The organism is Nocardia sp. NPDC058519 (assembly GCF_042719755.1).
In the GTDB taxonomy this organism is placed as follows: domain Bacteria; phylum Actinomycetota; class Actinomycetes; order Mycobacteriales; family Mycobacteriaceae; genus Nocardia.
In genome coordinates, this window is the sequence record NZ_JBHXNK010000006.1 from 75,158 (window position 1) to 94,670 (window position 19,513).

Annotated in this window: 16 protein-coding genes and 1 tRNA gene; 11 read left to right on the forward strand and 6 right to left on the reverse strand. The window is 66.0% G+C overall.

Features of this window, described 5'->3' with window-relative positions:
- Window positions 1–152: 152 nt before the first annotated feature.
- Both ACFWPK_RS09385 and ACFWPK_RS09390 read left to right on the forward strand, forming a co-directional pair.
- Complete coding sequence (locus ACFWPK_RS09385; RefSeq protein ID WP_378914129.1) at window positions 153–914, forward strand: BTAD domain-containing putative transcriptional regulator; 762 nt, start codon at window positions 153–155, stop codon at window positions 912–914.
- Window positions 915–978: 64 nt separating this feature from the next.
- Entirely contained in the window at window positions 979–2,697 is a 1,719-nt protein-coding gene (locus tag ACFWPK_RS09390) for a hypothetical protein (RefSeq protein WP_378914130.1), read from the forward strand.
- On the opposite strand, the gene ACFWPK_RS09395 is transcribed toward ACFWPK_RS09390, so the two are convergent.
- Window positions 2,687–3,454 carry a BTAD domain-containing putative transcriptional regulator gene (locus ACFWPK_RS09395; RefSeq protein WP_378914131.1) on the reverse strand — a complete coding sequence of 256 codons (768 nt, stop codon included), beginning with the start codon at window positions 3,452–3,454 and terminating at the stop codon, window positions 2,687–2,689. The genes ACFWPK_RS09390 and ACFWPK_RS09395 overlap by 11 nt on opposite strands.
- A gap of 141 nt (window positions 3,455–3,595) precedes the next feature.
- Here ACFWPK_RS09395 and ACFWPK_RS09400 point away from each other — a divergent pair, with 141 nt between their 5' ends.
- The 8 genes from ACFWPK_RS09400 to ACFWPK_RS09435 all read left to right on the forward strand — a co-directional run bounded on the left by ACFWPK_RS09400 (window position 3,596) and on the right by ACFWPK_RS09435 (window position 15,222).
- A complete protein-coding gene (locus tag ACFWPK_RS09400; protein ID WP_378914132.1) occupies window positions 3,596–3,799 on the forward strand; it encodes a hypothetical protein in 204 nt (67 codons plus the stop codon).
- 65 nt (window positions 3,800–3,864) lie between these two features.
- Entirely contained in the window at window positions 3,865–6,276 is a 2,412-nt protein-coding gene (locus ACFWPK_RS09405; protein WP_378914133.1) for a hypothetical protein, read from the forward strand.
- Window positions 6,276–7,526 (forward strand): hypothetical protein, encoded by a 1,251-nt coding sequence (locus ACFWPK_RS09410; protein ID WP_378914134.1) that lies wholly within the window; start codon window positions 6,276–6,278, stop codon window positions 7,524–7,526. Before ACFWPK_RS09405 ends, ACFWPK_RS09410 begins: the two co-directional genes overlap by 1 nt.
- Before the next feature lie 24 nt (window positions 7,527–7,550).
- The gene (locus ACFWPK_RS09415) at window positions 7,551–8,078 is read left to right on the forward strand and encodes a hypothetical protein (RefSeq protein ID WP_378914135.1); all 528 of its coding nucleotides are present in this window, start codon (window positions 7,551–7,553) and stop codon (window positions 8,076–8,078) included.
- A 15-nt stretch (window positions 8,079–8,093) separates the two neighbouring features.
- A complete protein-coding gene (locus ACFWPK_RS09420) occupies window positions 8,094–9,416 on the forward strand; it encodes a hypothetical protein (RefSeq protein ID WP_378914136.1) in 1,323 nt (440 codons plus the stop codon).
- A 51-nt stretch (window positions 9,417–9,467) separates the two neighbouring features.
- A complete protein-coding gene (locus ACFWPK_RS09425) occupies window positions 9,468–11,423 on the forward strand; it encodes a hypothetical protein (RefSeq protein ID WP_378914137.1) in 1,956 nt (651 codons plus the stop codon).
- Between the two features lie 22 nt (window positions 11,424–11,445).
- Complete coding sequence (locus tag ACFWPK_RS09430; protein WP_378914138.1) at window positions 11,446–13,620, forward strand: glucosaminidase domain-containing protein; 2,175 nt, start codon at window positions 11,446–11,448, stop codon at window positions 13,618–13,620.
- Window positions 13,621–14,100: 480 nt separating this feature from the next.
- Window positions 14,101–15,222, forward strand: coding sequence for a serine hydrolase domain-containing protein (locus ACFWPK_RS09435; RefSeq protein WP_378914139.1), 1,122 nt, complete (start codon window positions 14,101–14,103; stop codon window positions 15,220–15,222).
- 87 nt (window positions 15,223–15,309) lie between these two features.
- Here the strand turns inward: ACFWPK_RS09435 and ACFWPK_RS09440 are convergent, their stop codons facing one another.
- The gene (locus ACFWPK_RS09440) at window positions 15,310–15,648 is read right to left on the reverse strand and encodes a hypothetical protein (protein WP_378914140.1); all 339 of its coding nucleotides are present in this window, start codon (window positions 15,646–15,648) and stop codon (window positions 15,310–15,312) included.
- 174 nt (window positions 15,649–15,822) lie between these two features.
- Window positions 15,823–15,907 (reverse strand) — tRNA-Leu (locus ACFWPK_RS09445).
- Window positions 15,908–15,974: 67 nt separating this feature from the next.
- On the opposite strand from ACFWPK_RS09445, the gene ACFWPK_RS09450 reads away from it, so the two are divergent.
- Window positions 15,975–16,169 carry a hypothetical protein gene (locus tag ACFWPK_RS09450; protein WP_378914141.1) on the forward strand — a complete coding sequence of 65 codons (195 nt, stop codon included), beginning with the start codon at window positions 15,975–15,977 and terminating at the stop codon, window positions 16,167–16,169.
- 617 nt (window positions 16,170–16,786) lie between these two features.
- On the opposite strand, the gene ACFWPK_RS09455 is transcribed toward ACFWPK_RS09450, so the two are convergent.
- From ACFWPK_RS09455 to ACFWPK_RS09465, 3 genes are all read right to left on the reverse strand, one after another.
- Complete coding sequence (locus ACFWPK_RS09455; protein ID WP_378914142.1) at window positions 16,787–17,251, reverse strand: DUF1349 domain-containing protein; 465 nt, start codon at window positions 17,249–17,251, stop codon at window positions 16,787–16,789.
- Window positions 17,248–18,222 (reverse strand): toll/interleukin-1 receptor domain-containing protein, encoded by a 975-nt coding sequence (locus ACFWPK_RS09460; protein ID WP_378914322.1) that lies wholly within the window; start codon window positions 18,220–18,222, stop codon window positions 17,248–17,250. The genes ACFWPK_RS09455 and ACFWPK_RS09460 overlap by 4 nt, the downstream gene beginning before the upstream one ends.
- Before the next feature lie 284 nt (window positions 18,223–18,506).
- Window positions 18,507–19,508 carry a hypothetical protein gene (locus ACFWPK_RS09465; RefSeq protein WP_378914143.1) on the reverse strand — a complete coding sequence of 334 codons (1,002 nt, stop codon included), beginning with the start codon at window positions 19,506–19,508 and terminating at the stop codon, window positions 18,507–18,509.
- Between the last annotated feature and the right edge of the window lie 5 nt (window positions 19,509–19,513).

The following is a 19,513-nucleotide window of genomic DNA, read 5'->3' on the forward strand; positions in this document are numbered from 1 at the left end:
GAGCTCATTGTTGTGTCGAGATCGATTGCGTTCTCAAAGGACGTACAGGCTATGTGGACATCAAAGTCGACCGTCGGCCGCGGCCGTCGAGCGAACCGGCCCGACGTCGCATGCGTCGGGTATCCCCGACTCGTGCCGATCGTGGCGCGACGATGATCGCACCCGCGGATCCGGTCCCTTCCGATGCGGGACGAGCGTCCGCCCAACTCTCCTTGTTGGGCGGATTCGAACTCCGTATCGACGGCGTGGAGGCCGCGCTGCCGATGCACGCCCGCCGGGTCATCGCCTATCTGGCGCTGCGCAAGTCGAGCGACAGGGAATGCACTCGGCAGGTTCTCGCCGAACGCCTGTGGGAGGACTCTCCCCCGGTCCGATCGCTGGCCAGTCTGCGCACCGCGCTGTGGCGAATACGCCGCGTCGACCCCCATCTACTGACCGGCGACACCGAGCGCGTGGCCTTGGCCGACCATGTCGAGGTCGACGTCCATTGTTTCCGCCGGTACGCCGAAGGGCTGCTCTCCGGCATCACCACCTGCGTACCGCCGGACGTGCGGCTGCTGTGTGGCGCGGCCGAGCTGCTACCCGGTTGGGACGAAGACTGGCTGATGTTGTTCCGCGAACAGGTCCGCATGCTGCGGCTGCATACCCTCGAGGCAGTGGCCCGCCGGTTGTGTGAGCAGGGGCGCCATCCGCAGGCCATCGACCTGATCCTGTGGGTGGTCGCGGAGGAACCGCTGCGCGAATCGGCCAGGGCGGTACTCATCGATGCCCACTTGGGCGCCGGAAACGCCGCCGAAGCGCACCGGCAGTTCCACTTGTTCGCCACCGGTCTGTGGCACGAACTCGCGCTGCGCCCCTCGCCCGAACTCGGTCGGCGCCTCGGTCTACCGGCCGCCGCCGCTACGGGGCATTGACGCTCGCGATCATGCCCGGGCAGCATCGTCGAACGGCCGGGTCCTTCGATCGCAAGGAATCACTATGTCGGCCGATTTCACCGATGCACCACCTCCGACGACGGTCGCGGGCCTACGCGCCGTAGCGATGCACATCCAGGAGCTGCGCGCGGTCGTCACACTCGATGCGACGACCGCTACCGCCTCTGCGGAAGCGCAGATGACCTATGAGATCGGCCCGCAGTCCGGGTCACCGATCTTCGATCTGCGCCAGTCCGTGCAGTCCTGCCGACTCGACGGCGTCGCACTGCCACCGTCGACGATCGCCGCGCGCGATGTCGGCGCCGGGCCGCACAGTACGGTCCGGGTCCTCGACGTCGCGCAGAAGGCCGGATCGGTGCACCGATTGACCATGGCCTACCAGCTCGCGACGCCGACCGCTGATCTCGGAGGCGCCTATCCACCGGTGCTGCAGCTGTCGAACGGACGGGTGCGATGGTCGCTCGGTATGTCCGATCTGTTCGCCGGTCGGTATCTGGAAGCCTGGTTTCCTTCGAATCTTCCCTTCGACCGGTTTCCCTTCGCACTCGAATTGCGGATCATCGGCGACTCGGTCGCGCACTCCCTGATCACCAACGGCGATGCGACCGTCGTCGGGGTCAACTCGTGGGCCGTGCGTTTTCCCGCGTGGTTCACCACCATGTCCCCGCTGATCGAACTGCGACCCTCGGATGCGGTGACCGTCAGATCCACGACCACCGTCCTGCCTGTCTCGCGGCGAGCGGTGATCGTCGAAACCTGGAAGCCGTTGAGGGGCAGCGAAAACCTGGCTGCGCTCAACACCCGAATCGCCGAACTGCTGGCCGAGAACGAACGTACCTACGGCGAATTCCTCGGCACCAGGTTCGTCTGCTTCTTCCATGGCGCCTCCGGTGGGATGGAGTACGCCAACGCGGCCACCACCGCCGCGGGTGCGCTCGGCCACGAGGTGTTCCACTCCTGGTTCGCCCGGGGAGTCACCCCGGCCGCGCAGACCGACGGGTGGTGGGACGAGGCGTACACCAGTTTCCGCGATGACGGCGACACCCGGACCGAGCGATTCGACTACACCGAACCACCGGTCGAGTTGTGCTCACGCGCACCGTTCCAGCGCACGACGCCGTCGTCGGCCTATGACCGGGGTAGCCGGTTGTTCCGGGGCATCGCCGAGCGGATCGGCGCCGACCGACTACGCACCCTGATGGCGGAGCTGTACCGCGCGCACCGTGCGACGCCGGTCTCGACTGCGGTGTTGGAGTCGTGGCTGGTCTGTGGTTCCGGTGCGACGGATCTCGTCGACGCGTTTCACCGATTCGTCTACGGCTTCGGTGAACAGACGCCCGACGCGCGCGTCACGTTGGTGGCCGATCCCGCCCCGTGGATCCGCCACGCCGCCGATCAGGCGGTAGCCCACTTGTCACCGAAATTCGGTCAGGACAACTGGTTTCATGCCAGGGTTCGCAATTCGGCGACCGCGGGAGCCTGCCGTCACTTCGTCGTCACCTTCACCGTCCGGACGACCACGGCAACACCGGCCACGTATCCGGGCGACTTCTTCCCCGCGCTGACCGCGACGGTCGGATTCGATCTGGCACCGGGTCGCCGGCGCACCGTCTCGGCACGCTGGCCCAGCGGTGCGGTACCCGCGCGCGGAACGAAGGTGACCGTGTTGGTCTCGGTCCATGCGCGGCGCTCGCATCCGGCCACGGGCACCCACACCTGGGAGCAGGCGTCGACGGCGCGGCGCCACATGACTATCGACTGATCGGCGGGCGGGCGGGCGGCGTCGCCACCATCCCCACCCTGCCGAACAATTCGGGCGAGGGCCAGATGCCGAGTTGACTCCACAGCAGCTCGGCGAAGATACCGAGCTGCCGCCGCGCCTCGACCACATTGCTCTCGCACAGATGGGCCTCGATCAGTGCGGTCTGGGCCGATTCGCGCAGCGGCTCCTCGGCGACGACGGCGAGCATGACATCGATCGCCTCCAGATAGCGCCCCTGCCGGGACAATCGGCGCGCGTCCACCTCGAGTGCGTGTAACCGCAACTGCCGCAATTGTTCCCGAGCGAGCAGAAGCCAGGTCTCGTCCCATCCCGGGAGCAGGTCGTTGGTGCGAGCCAGCAGGCGCGCCCGCTCGCGCGGACAGTCACGCTGCTCGGTCAGCATCTGCTCGGCGTTCCGGCGGAACTCGTGCACGTCGACCACAACCCGGTCGGCCAGCCGCAACCGCCCGCCCTCCCCCTGCACCAGCGCCGGGCCGGCCTGACGGATTCGCCACAGCGCCGTCCTGAGACTGGACCGCGAACGTTCCACGCTCGAGTCGGGCCATAGTCGTTCGGCGAGCACGCCCCGGTCGCAGTCCGGTTCGGCGATCTTGTCCAGCGACAGATAGGCCAGAACACGGCGGGAATGCTGCGGGAGCGCGACATGCTTCGCGTCGACTCGCAGCGCGAATCCGCCGAGCAGGGAGATAGCGAGTTTCTGGTCGCTCGCGTCAGAAGCGCACGCGGACACCGGCATCGGAGTTCCCCTCTCACGGGCCCGGGTGTGGCCCAGTGCGGCAAGCCTGCGCCGGCGACGCTGCGGATTCGTCAACACGGCGTCAACACCGTCCACAGAGCGTTGACGCAACCGGGTAGGCCGATAGGCGACCGTCGGCCGATGACTGGCAACAAGAGCGGCGTGATCGTGGTGCGGGTATGGCGCGACACCGGTCGTTTGATCATTCGAGTACTGGCCGGAACCGATGACGCGAACTCGAGCCGCGAATGGGTTTTCGCCGACGTCGAGGCCACCCTGGCGTGCATCGGGGACCTACTGAACACCCTTCGCGAAGAAAAGGATTCGGACGACACGAAGTGTTGACGCTCGGTCATATCACCGACCCGCACAGTATGCCGAAACAGCCGTCGTTTGCGGAGGTGAACACAATGCGAGTCGACTCCTACATCGAGTCTCGCGGCGATTCCGAGGACTACGTTTCGCCCTTCGCGGGAATGTCCCCGCTGGGTGAGGCGACGGATCAGGCGACCGAACAGGCCGACCCGGAGTTCGACGAATCTCCGTTCGAGAGTTTCTCTTTCACCGAATCCCCGTTCGGCGAGCACACCTACTCCGAGGCCGATGAACAATCGCAACTGGCCACCGAGTTCCTCGAGACCATGCACGACGAGGAGTTCACCGAGGCGCTCGAACAGCTCCTCAACGAAGGGGCCGCGCGTGCTTTGTCCGACGCTCAGCAGTGGACGATCACCCCGTCCGAGGCCGAGTGCCGCGAGTCGCTGCAGGAGTGGATCGCCCCGCTCGTCACCGAGTGGGAACGCGCGATCGACAACTTCGCCGGCGGGCTGGAGAACGCCGATCTGCACGGGCTCGCCGAGCACGAAGTAGACGAGTTGCTCGATTCGCTCGAGACCCCGGCGGCCCTGGGCTCGGAAGCGTTCGAGAACTTCCTGGGCAAGCTGGTCCGCAAGGCCAAGAGATTCATCAAGTCGAAGATCAAGCAAGCCGTCGGATTCGTGAAGAACCCGATCAAGGGCGTCATCGGTATCGCCAAGAGTGGCCTGAAGACGATCAAGAGCGGCCTGCAGACCATCGGCAAGCACCTGATCGGCCCGCTGCTGAATCGGCTGAAGAAGATCGGGCTCTCGCTGCTCAAGGGCGTGGTCAAGAAGCTGATCAACCCACTCACCAAGATCCTGCCCGCCTCGATCCGTCCGCTGGTGCCGTTGCTCACCAAGCGGCTCGGCATCGGCGAGGCCGCCGACGAGGCCGACAATGAAGTCGACGGCGAGCTCGGTACCGCGGCTCTCATGGCGGAGGCGTTCGATCAGGAGCTGCTCGAGTTGTTCGCGGCCGAGGACGCTGACGAAGCCGAGGAAGCCGACTACGAAACGTTCGACGAGGCCGAAGAGCCCGAGCACAACGTGGTCGCCGAGCTCGACGACGCTCGCGCGCGCCTGGCCGCCCAGCTGAGCGGTTACACCAGCTCCGAGGATCCGATCGCCGAGATCGAGCAGTTCGTGCCCGCGATCCTGGCCATCCGGCCGCTGATCAAGCTCGGGCTGAAGGTCACCGGTGCGCGCACGAAGCTGGTCAACCTCATCGCGCGGCCACTCGCGAAATTGATCAGGGGGATGATCGGGCCCGAGGCCGCGCGCACCATCGCGAAGGTCGCCGGACAGGACCCCGCCACCATGCTGGCTCGGGCGGTCGTCGGCGTCGGCTTCACCGCGCTGGGTCTGGAATCGACAGACCAGCAGGAAGACACGATCGCGGGTGAGGCGCTGGCCTCTACCGTCGAAGCGACCGTTACGCGGGTACTCGACGAACTGACCGAGGAGGCGCTGAGCGATCCGCTGCAGGTGAGTGCCTCGGTCCAGCGCGCCTTCGCCGAAGCGGCCGCCGCGTATCTCCCGGACCGGCTGCTACGTGCCGATCTGCCCGAACGGGAGACCGCCGAAGAGGGTGGCTTCTGGGTGATGATGCCGCGCGCCACTCGGCCTCGCTACCGATTCCGCAAGTACACCAAGGTTTTCGCGGTGCCGATCCCCCGGCAGGTGGCGCGGGCGGTGCGCTGGAACGACGGTGGCACCCTCGAAACCTATCTGCTCGACCGTGGTGTCGGTCAGTGGCCGGTGCAGGCGGAGATCGACCTGTACGAGACGCTGCCGGGTACCCTGCCCGGTCACTTCACGAGAGACGAAACCCTGCCTGCCGCGGAGAGACCCGCCGATGACGAGTTCCAGCCGCTCACCGGCGAGGCCGCGGGGCTGCTGCTGCGTGAGCCCGCGCTCGGCCGGGCACGCAGAGTCGGCACCACACCGGGCGCCTATCGCCCGGTCCCCGGCCAGCGGTACTTCCGGGTGCGCGTGGGCAAGATGCCCGCCCGCAAGGCCCGTCGTCCCCGTCGCCTGACCATCGTGCGCTGGGATCCGACAGCCAAACGCCTGGCCGTGGTGGTCAAACTGTCCGAACGGCGTGCTCGTGGTCTGCAGGCCCGCTTGCAGCGCACCGCACCGGCCGGTCAGCGTGACCTGCCCGCGGTGCTGTCGGCCCTGCGGGAGATCTTCTTGCCGCGCTTGCAGTATCGGATCGCCAAGCGACTGCTGAAGGCCACCTCGGTCACCGACCCCGCGGTCGCGGCCACGCTGGCAGGCAACCTCGCCGCGGCGACGAGCACCGGCATCGCCAACTACCTCACCCAGCGCGGCGCGCAATTCGCCGCCGCGGTGGCCGATCCGGCCGACGGTGTCACGCTCACAGTGACCTTCACCGGCGTGCAGGCAGGCGCTGGGCAAGTTCCGGTCCCCGAAGTCGTTGCTACTCCCGGGTTGTCGTGATGGCCGACGGGTTCACCACCGAGACCGCCGCGCTCGCCTCCGAGGCCAGGCATTGGCGCCGCGCCTGCGCGGCGCTGGCCGACCTCGAGGTCGGTGCCTCTGCCGCCGCGTGGCGTGAGCTGGAGACCTACCTGGGGATCAGCGTGCGAGCCACCTTGACCGCTCACGCCAAGCGACTCACCGCGCAGGCCGACCGGACACTGTTCACCATCAAGGCCGCGTCGAGTCCCGCCGATCTGAAGACCGCCCGTGCGGAACTGCTCACGCTCCGGCGCCGCTACAGCCGCGCCGAGGCGATCGTCGATTTCTATTGCGACGCGGTGAATACCAGAACGAACCCCCGGATGGCCGCCGTCCTGCGCGGACTGGACGCGCTGGCCGTGCACAGCATGGACCAGATACTGCGGCCGTTGGGAATCGATACTCCGCCGGTACTGACCTACCTCGACAAGGGGATGGGTGCCTCCATCCTGCGGGCGGGAGCGCGGCTATGGGACGCCACGCTCTCACCCGCCGCCGCCGTCAAGATCACCCGGCACAACCTGTGGCAGCCCACATCCCTGGTCCACGAGACCGGCCACCAGGTGGCCCATTTGACCGACTGGACAAAGGAATTGGCGGCCGCGCTGCACACGGCTCTGACCCCGCACAGTCCGCTGGCCGCCGATGCCTGGCAGAGCTGGGCGTCCGAGGTCGCGGCCGATGTCTACGCGTTCTGCCTACTCGGCTTCGCTCCGGTACCCGCGCTGGCCACCGTCGTGGACGGTCCGTCGCGTGCGGTGTTCCGGATGCCGATCGGAGATCCCCATCCCATCTCGGCGCTGCGGGTGCAGTTCAACGCGGCGCTGTGCCGATCCTGGTTCGGCCCCGGCCCGTGGGACGACCTCGCGCGCCGGTGGATGGACCGACATCCCCTCGAGCACGCCGCCCCCGATGTCAGAGCTGTTGTGGGCGCGAGCATGCCGTTGCTGCCCGCCATCGCAGACGTGTGTACGCGTCTGCCGATGCGCGCGTTCAACGGCGTCCCGCTCTCGGCCTTGGCCGACCCACGCCGCGTCTCACCGAACGAGCTCAACCGGTTGGCAGATCGCGCGGGCGCCTCGCTGTACACCTCGACCTACCTGCAGCGAGTCGACCCGATGCGAATCCTGGCACTGACCGTGCTGCGCGGGCTCGAATCACCGAATCCGCCGACGGAGATGGAGAACTGGTTGCGGCGGATGGGCGGCGATCGAGCCGTCGCCGCTTGATGAGCACAGAGAGAGGAAACCGAGATGGACAACGAACCGCCCCCGGTGATGACGCGCGAAGACGTCAAGAACCTCGTCGCGGAGGTGCTGCAACAGTCAGGCCGCCTTCCCGCGGACTGCCCACCACCGCCCAAGAGTGACCTCAAAGAAGGCAACGACTTCACCCTCGCCGCCTTCAGCATGCTGCAGTACAACCTGGGGTCGAGGAATCTCTCGTCCAACGGGCCGCTGACACAGACGTTGTCGGTCCGTGTCAACACCGACGACGAACTCGTATTCGACAAGGAGCTGCCCGACTACGCCGTTCAGGCCGTCGTCGTGCACAGCAACAAACTGCCTCCGCAAGTAGAGACCGTGCTCGGCGGGCAGATCCCCTGTCCGATCCCGCTGCGCGACCCCGCCTTCGCGGTCGCGGTGCAACTGCGGGACTGCCACAAGAAGATCCGTGACATCGCGTTCGTCACGCACGACCCCAAGCCATTGCCTTCGTGTGGAGACCCCTGCTGCCACGGTGGGCATTACCGCTCCCAGCCCGATACAGCATCCGAATAAGGAAGAGGCAGCGCCATGTTTCGCACCCTGGCCACACTGGTCGCCGCGCCGAACGATCCGTTCACGCCGGCGGACGCGGTTTTCACCTTTCATCCAGAGCAGTTGAGCCGATGGCTGGACGAAATCTGGGCATCGGGCGGCGTGTCCACCTTGGCGCCGATCTTCACCGACAATCCCGTCCCGCTCGGCGACCCGGCCGCCATCAGGATGACGGCGATTCCGAGCAACCTGATCCTCCAGTCCTTCCAATCCGGCGTCGCCCGTCCGGCTCCCCCGACAACCTTCCCGCTCCCTTTCGGCTACAACCCGCCTGCGGTCGGCCTGGGCGGAAAGTTGCTGTGGGACCACATGTTCTATGCGTACCTGCTCGAAAGCACCGGCATCTTCGAGATCTTCGCGGAGGTCGTACGGCGGTACGTCGTCGGCGAATCGCTGCCCGCGCCCTCGGTGGAGACGATGGCCTGGGTCCGTGCGACCGAAGAGCTGTTCTTTCGTGACCCGCCGTTGTTCCGGGTCGGCGGCCTCACCAGTCAGCTGCGCCCCGACGCCCGCGTCAACCGGCGCAATGCCTACTGGCGCATGTTCGGGCTCGATCTGCCACACCCGACGCCAGGTGTGGCTGGTCAACCGTGGAAGCGAGATGCGGTCGCCACCAGCAACACTCGGTTCATAGAGATGTGGAACGAGCTGCTGCGGCAGGTGTGGCTGGGCATCGAGAACGACCGCAACACCTCCGGCTCGAATCCGACCGACTCGAGCTACGTCGCCTACCTCTGCCAGACCATCGGTGAGATGCTGCGGCTGCGGCGGCTCGGCGGAATGCTCTCGCGGGAAGAGTTCAGCAACGTCTGCATGCTGAGCTGGTTCCACCTCACCGTCGAGCACGAGAGCGCGGTGGTGCGCGACCTCAGCGCCAATGCGGGTCTCGCCGGTGGCAATCCGGCCGATCGATTGGCGACGGTCGGCGCTCGCGTCGGCGTGGCGCCGTCCCGGCAGGCCCGTGAACTGTTCGAACTCGGAACGGTGGTCTCACCACTGCTGTGGTCGATCGAGCTGCGGATGTTCGACGCACCGCAGCAAGCGGAGCTGTTGTACCGCTCCAGGGACATTGTCGACCCCCGTCCCGCGCAGACGATGAACCGGATCATCGACCTGTGGCAGTCGGCGACCGGTGAGCGGGTCAAAGACCTGGCTGTCACGGTCCGCAAACCGGCGGCGCAGGTTCGGTCCGCGCAGCCATCCAAGTTGCTGCCGACGAGCGTCCTCTCCGCCGGGAACGCACCCGCGGCACCGTCGACGAACGGGCATCATCCCGCCGTCCGAGTCCCTCGGCCATGAGCCGCCCGTCCGCCGAGTCGCCACCAGCGCGACACCGATTGGGAGCTTGATATGACTACCGTTGCCGAATCGTCGATCTTCGCCTCGCCCGAGTCGACACCCGATACCGGCATGTGGCCCACTCGCGAAGATGTGTTCGCCGAGACCGTGGGCGACACCGAGTACGCCGCGGAAACCGGCTGGGGCCACGAGGAAGCCGATACCCCGTGGCATGAAAGCGGTGACAGCAGTGCGAGTTACGCCTCTGCGGCCGAGTACGACGAGGCGAGTGACTACGAAGACGACAACGAGGACGTGGAGTTCACCGAGACCGGCTATCACGAGGCAGACTACGAAACCGACTATGAGGACGCCGACGCCTACGAGGACCCACAGCTCACCACGGTGACACCGGGCCGACTGATCGTGCAGCGCCACCCGCTGCTGCGTTCGCACGCCGGGACCCCGCCGGACGTGTTGGTCGAATGGAACGGCATGGTCCAGCCATCGGTGGTCGATGTGGTCGTCCATCTGCACGGGTACTCCGGGCACGGCGCGGCGATGAACATCGTCAAGCACAAGAAGCCGATCAGTGGCCTGGATTTCACCGACCCGGCGAACAAGGCCGCGGTCGGCCGCACGAACCCCACCCTGCTGGTGCTGCCGCGTGGCCATCACCAGCCGAAAGGGCGGTATGTGAATCAGCAGCGCTACACCTTCCCGGCATTGCTGAAACCTGGTGCGCTGCAATCGTTGATCGATGACGCGCTCGCCCGGTTCGCCACCGCGACCGGGGCCAGGGTGCGGCGGCACCGACTGATCCTGACCGCCCACTCCGGTGGCGGGGCGGCGCTGATGGCAATTCTGGCGCACACCGATCCGGACGAGGTGCACACCTTCGACGCGCTGTACAACGACCCGACGCCGCTCATCGCGTGGGCTCGTCAGCGGATGGCCGCGGGCACCGGCGCGCTGCGTGTCCTGTACCGACCCGGCGAAGGGACCGCGCGGCACAGTGAGCGCGTCGGTGCGGCGGTCCGCGCCGCGGGTTCACCGAACTTCCGAGTCGAGCGCACCAGCGTGGCGCACAACGCGATTCCGCGTCACTTCGGCTGGCAGCTGCTGGCCGATCCCTCAGCCGATATGCGAGGCATCACCCGAGGCAAGGAGGCCGAGGAAGAGTCGTTCGCGACGCAAGAGGGCGACGGCGAGTATTGGGGCGAAACCTCCGAGGAGGAAGCCGAGTACGTCGCCGAGTCGGATGCACACGAGTGCGCCTGCAACGTGCATCGAGCCGCCGAAGAGGAAGCCCCGACCAAGCGCACCCGGCGAATCCTCGGCAAGTGCGCACCCGCACAGGACGACCGGACGCCCACAAAATCGTGGGCTGAGCAGCAGAAGAAGTTCGCCAAGCAGTGCAGTGTGAACAGTCGCAAATTCGATGCCAAGTCCCTGGCCGACTGCGCCTGCGCGGTCGGTGAACCACGCCAGGTGGCCATGGTCGCGATGGCTCGGGTCCGGGCCGCCGGCCCGCTCGCGGCCCGGCTGTTCCAGCATTTTCTCGACGCCACCGGCACCGAGGTCAATATCGACGTCCTCGATATGATCCGTCGCTCCAGTGGCGTGCGGGCCAAGATTCGCAAGTCGATCGCCCGCGGCGGCATGGCCGGGGTCACCCGGATCGAACAGAGCGAATACGGCGACAGCGACCTGCAATTCGCCTACGGCGCCATCGACTGTGTCCAGTGGCGCGTGCTGCCACCCGCGGGCGCGAACTGGCGCAAGAATCCGGCCACCAAGATCGAGATCTCGATGCTCGACTACTACGAGTTCCATCCCGAACGCACGGCTGCGAGCCAGTGCGCGCATACCGCCTGCGTCGAACTCGTCGCCCGCCGTCAAGCGAAGAACTTCTGGACCAGCGGCCGAGCGGCCGTCAGCTGGGCCGATCTCGGCGGGAAACCCGCGCCCGCACCGGCGCGACCCCCGAAACAACGACGCGATGTCGTCTACCAGAACACCTACTGACGCGATCGATGAGGAGTCTGTCATGAGCACCGTTGCCGAATCGTCGATCTTCGCTTCGCCCGAATCGTCACCCGAATCCGGGTACTGGCCCACGCGCGAAGATGTGTTCGCCGAGATATCCGAAAGCGCCGACGAAACCGGTTGGCAGAACGAAGATTCCGCGACCACGCAGGCAGATCTCGAGTACCTCGGCGAGGTAGCGGAGGGCTATCTCGGCGAGAGCTACACGGACAGTGCCGAATACGGCTATGAAAGCCCCGACGCCGAGGACGCCGATCAGGAAGCCGATTTCGAGGACGCGGATCCGGAAACCTTCGGATACGAGGTCGCCGACTACGAAGACGTCGATCCCGAGTCGTCCGAGTACGGATATGCCGGGGAGGACGCCGGGTACGAAGAGGCCGACGAGGAAACCGCGCCCTACGGCGAAGAGGTCGACGGCGAAGAAATCGACTACGAAGAGGTCGAGAACGAAGACCTCGAGGAAGAGTCCGGTGAGGTCGAGGAGTACGAGTTCGATGAAACCTTCGGCGAGGATGAGGCTTTCATCGAAGGCGAGACCTTCCCCTCCGGACTGGTTCTGACGGCGCGGCCGGGACCGGAAGCACCCGGCCAAGAGCATTGGGATCCCAACAAGACCGGCCTGCCGCTCTATGACACCGGACCCGAAGTGCGTCGCCAGCAGATCTCCCCGCACTTCACCGTGGGTGAACTGGTCACCAGTGGCGGACGTGCGGCCGATCGGGCTCGTATCTCCCCCGCACTGATCCAATGCCTGGAGGCCATCCGGGTGCGCGCGGGCCGACCGGTCCGGATCAGCTCCGGGTATCGCTCGTGGGCTCGCAATGCCGCCGTGTACAAGCAGCGCAACAAGAAGCCGACCCTCAGCAGGCACTGCAGCGGCCAGGCCGCCGATATCACCATCGCCGGACTGACCGGGCTGCAGATCGCCGAGATCGCGATCGAGGCCTACGGCAACAACATCGGACTCGGGATCGGCAAGACCTTCGCACACGTCGATGTCCGAGGGCGGCCGGACACCTGGGCGTACTTCGGCGGCGCGGCGAAGACTGCCGCACTCGGTGCGGTCGAGCGTTACCGGTCGCGTGGTGCGAGACAGCCCAGACCACGAGCGGTGCCAGGGCCGGCCCCGGCACCGCAACCGGCTCCCACGCCCACCCCCTCCGGGACAGGTGACCGAGCCAGGGGCATCGTGCGACGTGGCACCTTCAAGGCATGCTCGAAGCAGGAGCAACCCGGTGCTCGCGCGATGGCGGATCAGTGGAAGCGGCTGACGGGCCGCAGTGCGGGGACCCACTCCTGCCGCAAGACCACCTGGGGCACCCCGTCACTGCACGGTGAAGGCAGATCGATCGATCTGAATGCGCTGGTGTCGGACCCCCGCCAACGTGCCCAGGCCGATGCGTACGTCGCCTGGATGCAGGCCAACGCGGTCGAACTGCAGGTCGCGTACATCATCTGGAATCGCAGGCAGTGGAGCTGGCAATCCCGCGCCAAGGGCTGGCGGCCCTACGGCGGCACGAACCCGCACACCGATCACGTCCATGTCGACCTCAGCTGGGAAGGCGCGCTGACGCCCAGCCGACTGTTCGCAGGCCCGGTCCCCGGGCTCGGCTCGGGTACCGCGCCGACGCCGCCCGGACCGCGGCCGACACCGAAACCAGCGGGGAACGTGCCCGCCCACGTCGTCGAGTTCGTCCGCAAGTACCGCCCGCACGCCCAGGCCAACGAAGCGCGTTCGCGTATCCCCTGGCTGGTCACGCTCGGACAGGCCGCCCTGGAATCCGGGTGGGGCAAACGGTCCTGCGGCAACAACTACTTCGGCATCAAGGCCCGAACCACCCTCCCCGCAGCCCAACGAAAGCTGTGCCAGACCAAGGAAGTCCACAAGACGTCCACGGTGCAGTACCCGGAGGTCGTCTCGGTCACCCAACGTCCCGACGGCCGCTTCGACTACGTCGTCAAGGACTGGTTCCGCCTGTACAGCAGCCCGGCCGGCTCGTTCGACGATCACGCGCGCGTCCTACTGAACCGGCGCTACGCGAAAGCCTTCGCCCATACCCGAGACCCGTACGCTTTCGCCCGCGAGATAGCCGCCGCCGGATACGCCACCGCACCCGACTACGCCCGAGTCCTGACCGGCGTCATGAAGCTGATCGACAAAGTTCCCCAATGACCCGGGTATCAGCCCAACCGAGTACCACGGAGCCAAGTCATAGCTGGAACTCCTTGACTTCTCCACCATCCGATCGACCCTCAGGCGCTCAGAAGACGCCGGACTGCTCGGCAAACTCGGCACTGCGCTCCGGATCGAGTTGCCCATGCAGGCTGTCTACCTGGCCCGACTACTTCAAGTACATAGCGGTCGGCCGTGACCCGCTTCAGTTCTCGCACCCGGCCCGGAGTTTGCGCAGCTCCTCGGCGGCATCGTGGGTCACCCCGGGACGCTGGCCGGTGTCGACCTGCTCGCGGCGGATCCAGTTGTGACCCCCGGGTGATCGGGCTGTGATTCTTCAGCGCACCAGGTCGGATTCCCATTCCGGCCATGAACCGGCCCGTGAACGCACCTGGTGGTCGCCTAGAATCTGTGGCAGCGTTTCTCGCTCGACCTCGTCCACCGGAGTGGGGCACCATGCGATTCACCCGAGCGGTTTCGATGGCAACCTCGACTGTGATCGTGTTGTCGGCGTTCGTGACGTCATGCGCACCCCCACCCGCGCAATTCCCTCGCGCCGAGATCGAATCCGAGCTGAATCAGCTCGTCCGCAGCGGCGGCATCCCTGGCGCACAACTGGTGGCGACCAACAGCGACCGTGAGATCCAGCTCAATGGCGGGTTCGGCGACCTCACCGCCGAGACACCGTTCCCGGACGCGGCGCGCGTGCGGATAGCCAGCAATACCAAGACCTTTGTCGCTGCCGTCGTCCTGCAGCTGATCGCCGAAGGTAGCGTGGCACTCGACGCTCCGGTGGAGCACTATCTCCCCGGGACCATCGCGGGTCCAGGTGGCGACGGAACCCGGATCACCGTGCGTCAGCTGCTCAACCACACCAGCGGCATACCCGACTATCTGCCGTTGCTCGGACCGCTCTCCGAGGCCGATCTTCGCCGACCACGCCCCGTCGAGGAGTTGATCGACCTCGCGCTGGCCCAACCAGCGATATTCGAACCGGGTACGAGATTCCGCTACTCGAATACCAACTACCTGCTGATCGGACAAGTAGTCGAGCGCATCAGCGGTGCGTCGATCGCGGACGAAGTCACCCGACGGGTGATCCGCCCGCTCGACCTCACCGACACATACTGGCCGAATTATCCTGCGGAACAACAGATCCGCGGACCACACCCGCGGGCCTACCACTACTTCGGTCACGAGCGTGTAGACATCACCGATATCGACCCCAACTGGGGGCTCCCGGATGGCGCCATGGTGTCGAGTGGGCGTGATCTGAATCGATTTCTCACCGCGCTACTGTCCGGCCGGGTGGTACCGGCAGCGGAGTTCGCCGAGATGACCCAGACCATTGCCGTCGATATCCCGGGAATCACCGGGGTCGGGCTCGGACTGTTCCGGCGGACCACCAGTTGCGGACTCGAGGTGTGGGGCCACAACGGCGGCATGGATGGTTTCTTGGTGCTCGTCGCCGCGACCGCGACCAACGCCGTGACGATCAGTTTCAACCAGCTACCACACACATCTGATGCCGCTCGATTCGAACCGGACGTGCTCATCGACAAGGTGCTGTGCACCGTCGGAGATCTGCCGAGCCATCGATGACAGCGGTATCTCCGCGCGCCATACCTGCGGCGCCTAGTACTCCAGCCGACCGCCCAGCGAGCACCAGCGACCCGGATCAGATCCGCGTCACGGGTGCCGATCGGGGCACCGCACAGGCAGTAAGGCGATCTCGAGGTCGCCTTTGGCGTTGTGGGTCAGTGACCGTCTGGCCAACAGCCAGCGTCGCCAACCAGCGCCTGCCTCGCTGAAGGTGGGCAGGGTGGCCACGGCCCAGTCGAACAACAGAGCCCTTTCGCGCCCTTTCCGCAACTCGAGCGTTCCATGTGCGTCCGCGACGAGGCGGTCCGCGACACGGTCGAGCAGTTTCGCCCATCGGATCGCGGCGGCGTGGTCATCGTGCGTCTGGAGGGTTGCGACCGGCTCGGAGACGCCGGGGCGGGGAACCCGGTAGCGCACTTGGCTCACGGTCGAGCCGTCCTTACGAAACGCGAACGCGGGGCGTGTTCTTGCGGGTCCGTGCCATTGGCGCGGTCCTTCTACTAAGGCCGAATCCCCTCAGATTCCTTAGTTTGTGGACCGCAATATGGACGCAGAAGGGGCGCAATATTTTGATTGCGCCCCTGACCTGCTATTTAACTGTGTCCGGAGGGGGACTTGAACCCCCACGCCCTAATACGGGCACTAGCACCTCAAGCTAGCGCGTCTGCCATTCCGCCACCCGGACTTGCTGGTGTGCCAAAAGATTATCCGACGCGCTGTCGGAAACCAAATCGCCTAGATGACCTGCGGTTTTGCGCGAGGTCGGCGTGGTGTCGGTCGGTCCGGAGGCGCGCGTGGAGATGCATGCCATGAGGGCCGTCGCGGTGCCGTCCAGCGCCGCGCAAGGTCTGCCAACCGCCGATCCGGTGCCGGACCTGGTCGACGGACTCGGCAGCTCGCACATGCCATCGCTGAGCCAGGTTCGGCCGGATGACGATGAGGAGTGAGTCGAGTCATGTCTATTGCACCGCTGACGGGCTGCCTTGTCTAGACCGGCGTATCCATCGCCTCCCCCGGTATCGAAACCCGCCGACCGAGCTAGCCGGAACCGACCGCGACCACCCGAACGCGCTCGACGATCTCGATCCCCGGGGTCGGCGCGATGGCACCCATGCCGTTCACCCGCATTCTCTACCGCGACCGCGACAATGCTGTCGTGATCCGGCGAGTTACACCCATGGTCGCGGCGCTGCCACTGGAGCCGGCGCCGCCGCTGCGCACAAATCCCCCCGTGGCCGGGCCGCCGCAGTCACCAGGGACGTTATCGGCACGCCGCCTCGGGGCACTGTCAACCTCGAACCACGGTTCGAGACGGCGGTGCTGCTGATCGACTTCCCGCAGCAACTCAGATCGCTTGCTGCGCAACTATTCTAGATCCTGTGGCCCGGCCCGGCTCGGCCCGGGCTGGCGAATGTTGTGCCCTTCGAACCCCGACTATGCGCCAATCGGCTTCAACAATCGGTCCAGCTTTCGCGGCAGGCGGAATCAGCAGGGCAGAATTGAGGGCACCGAGAATGTTGCCAACCGGCATGTCACACCGCATCCGTGCGCGCGAAGCCGACCGTCACTCCGCACACACGACGGACAACTCGCGGAACACGGCAGACAGCGGACTGCCGGGTATCGGTGTGTTGAGCACGGACATTCCGGCCGTCGCCTCGCCGGCGAGCTGAGCCGACCCCGGTAACGCTTCCCATTGCCGTGCACCGGTGGCTCGCCACTCCCCTGTGACCGCCGAACCGTTTCGTTGTAGACGTAGATCGACCGCATCTGCCGACGTCCGGATCACCGCACCGGAATCCGGCTCATTCGCAAAGGGAGTCGTCAGCTTGACGTGTTCGCCGTTGGTGGAGAACTCGAAGGCGATCGCGTCGAACGAGCCGTGGCCGCGTTCGAGACGAACATAGTTGAGCTGATCGACCATGATCAGCAATCCGGCGGCTTGGTAGCTTTTCGTCGGATCTACGGTCACACTGGTCTCCAACGCGAAATCGCCCCGCACGGGAATGCTTACGAACGCAGCCGTCACCGAGCCTTGAAATCGGTTCGCACATCCGAACCAGGAGCACCCACAACGACAAGGCCGTCCCGTGTGTACTCCGGTTCCGTCGGCATGTGAGCGGTTGCGAATTGCGGATACTCCGACCCGTTCGTGAAATCGGCATTCAGTGCGCCGCACGCACTGTTCGCCTGGCCGCCCCCACCCTCAGCCACGAATCTCACGAGCACAACGCCACCGACGACGGCGGCAGATGCGAGGAGCGCTGCAATCACCAACAACCGCGACCGTCGGCGTCGCGGCTCGCTCAGGTGAACCGGTTCGAACGACGCGGCACGAACGAATTCGGGCGTTCGCGCCGGCCGTGCCGATGGTTGGGTTACCTGCCTTTGATGGGGTTCGACGGAGGACGTGTCGGCTCGACTCACATCGTCGGCGTGGTCGCGGAAGGCGTTGGGGACTCGGCCCCGGGTCGGATGCTCGGGGGCCAACGGTGTCGGAGGAACACGTTCGGCCGGCGTCGCGCTCCCGTCCAGCAGCATCGTCAAGCGGTCGAGCAGCCTGTTCACGTCTGAACGAAAGGACTCGTGCGATAGGCGGATGGCGTTGCGCACGGCCAGGGACTCGATGGACGGCGGGAGTTCCGAGCTGCGCGGCATGTCGGCGCCGTCCACGAGCACCGGGATCACGCGGATGCCGCGTGCCAGCGCCGTCGCGATCTCCAATACGACGAAGTCACCGGATCTGTCCAGTCGGCGTTGGCCCTGCTCGTCCACGACCGACACCCAGCGCCGCCCGATCAGCGCGAGGAATACGTCGCTGACGCTGACGGCGTCGACGATCGCCTTCGTGAAGTCGACTCCTATCTCGATCGAGTCGATGTCCATGAACACCCGATCGGCACCGAGTCGGTCAACGAGGCGTTCGCGAAGGTGGCGGGCGGTGCCTTGGGTGTCCTCGCGCCGATAGCTGAGGAATACGCGACCGGAAGCCTGTTGCATGGATGCCACACTCCGCTCCTGTGATGCCGTCCCGCACACCCGAATGTGCTGGCTACGCACCCATTATCGACTACTGAGAGCCGCTGCCGACACATGTCTGCGGTCGAGGTGTCGGGCCGGCTGATTACGTCGACCTCCGACAGGTTCGCGAGGCATCCGGGTTGAACCTCATGTGCGGCGGCTCGGCGGAATGACGCCCTGGGAACACAACGATTGGCTCAACCCTGATGCAGCCGCCGCTAAATTCAGACTTACAGGACATCCATTATGGCCAACGGGGAGAGTCACCCTTCCATCGCGCGTGAGATCGGCACCGCGACGTCCGGGTCGGCGAGATAATCTTCGATCGCATGGGGGCCAGTCGGGTTGTGGGTCCGTTCATCGGCAAGTTGCCCGGCGAAGGACTCGTCGAATGCCCCCGCCAACGGGTGGACGAGGGCAACGATGTCCAGCACGTCGTAGGCGTTCAGCCACGCAGCTGAGCGCGTCGGGACGTTCGCCGGGACACCGGGTCGCCGCCCAGCGACCTTGCCCAGGAGGTTCTTCTGCACAATCGGGAACCCCAACGGGCTGCCGGCGGTCACCAGCTGCCTGACCTTGTACGTCGCCGGGAGCCGGGTGAGCAGATCGTAGGCGACGATGCTGCCCAGGCTGTGCCCGACGATCACGACATCACCGCCGGACCCCACTTTCGCCCGCAGGTCCCGCTCGACGAGGGCGAGGACCTGCTCTCGCATCTCCGCCATTTCCAGGTAGTAGGCGACATCGTCGAGGAAGCGTTCGATGATCAGAGCGGGCGCCCCGGTCTTGCGACTCAGGAATTGCAGAGCGCCACGCACGACCGGCAGCTTGAGCGCATCTCCGAACCCGAGCTCCTGCGCCACGTCGTGTTCGGTGAGCCCGACCCCGGGATCGGTGTAGCCGAGTTCCTTGACCGGGTCATAGTTGATCGCACCCGCGGCATCCAGAAGCAGAGCCACCTTCGTTTGCACCAGCTTCGCTTCGTCGGCATCGGGAGCGGTGTCGAGCATCTCGAGCTCCGGCCGCCGGCCACCACCGGCCTCGAAATCCTTGATGGCGTCAGCGAAGACATTGCCGTAGAACGGAAACACCACGTGCGATTCGTCGACCAGGCCACGTCCAGCCGCGATCAATCCCTTGGCCAGTCCCCCGACCCATTTCCGCTTCATACTCAGCACGTAGGCCGCGAGCCGGTCAGGATCGCGAGCGACCTCGTCGTCACTCTCCTGGCTGCGACCATGGATGAACAGCAGCGTTGTCGACATGAACC